The 904-nt window shown below is 63.3% G+C and carries 1 protein-coding gene; it reads right to left on the bottom strand.

The window, feature by feature from the left end:
- Positions 1–259: 259 nt before the first annotated feature.
- The coding region (gene istB / locus SxD43FB_RS23790; protein WP_096064175.1) for an IS21-like element helper ATPase IstB at positions 260–904 on the bottom strand (645 nt) is incomplete at its 5' end.

Raw genomic sequence — 904 nt, 5'->3', positions numbered from 1 at the left:
TGTAGCGCGACGATTACGGAGTCCGGTCGGCGTCAATTATGATGGCCGATAGGTGGCCGCGCCGGTTGGTGAATTCTGGCTACCATTTGCTGTTGCGGGGAGCAACCGTCGAGCGACAATTACGACGCTGGGTAATTGTCGCTGACGCTGGCCGGAAGCGAGGGTCTGAAGCGCATGGGATGGTTGGCATGTAATTGCCGCTGGCGACAATTACCCGTTGCCTCAGCAAGGGTGCTCCCGAGCGCGAAGCCAGCGACAATTATGATGGCCGGTCCGGGGCGCCATTCGGCGGGTCGTAATCGCCGGCGTTGATACGGGCGACGGCGGAACGTTTGCGGTAGCTTTCGCCGTTCATCTCGATGATGGTCGAGTGGTGCACGAGGCGGTCGATCGCGGCGACAGTCATAGCGGGATCAGGGAAGACGTTGTCCCATGCCGAAAATGGCTGGTTGGCGGTAATGGCGAGCGAGTGGCGTTCGTAGCGGTGGGCGATGAGCTCGAACAAGGCGCTGGTCTCGACCTGGTCCTTGCGGACGTAGGACAGATCGTCGAGCACGATGAGATCGAACTTGTCGAGCTTGTCGAGCATGGCGGGTAGGCTGAGGTCGCGGCGCGCGGACTGGAGCTTCTGGACCATGTCGGTGGTGGAGCAGAACAGGACGCGCCGCCCCGTGTCGATGAGGGCATGACCAATGGCGGCAACTGCGTGCGTCTTGCCGGTCCCGCTCTGGCCGAACAGCAGCAGGTTGCCGCCGCTCTCGATCCAGTCGTCACCGGCGGCGAGGGACAAGAGGTGCGGTTTGCGGATGCCGGGGGCGGCGTCGAAATCGAAGGTGGCGAAGGTCTTGCCTGCGGGCAAGCCGGACTGGTCGCGATGGCGCTGGATGCGCCGGGAGGAGCGATC

Source organism: Sphingobium sp. D43FB (genome assembly GCF_002312805.1).
Lineage (GTDB): Bacteria > Pseudomonadota > Alphaproteobacteria > Sphingomonadales > Sphingomonadaceae > Sphingobium.
Note: the sequence above shows the minus strand (reverse complement) of the source record. Positions and strands in the feature narration are given on the sequence as shown.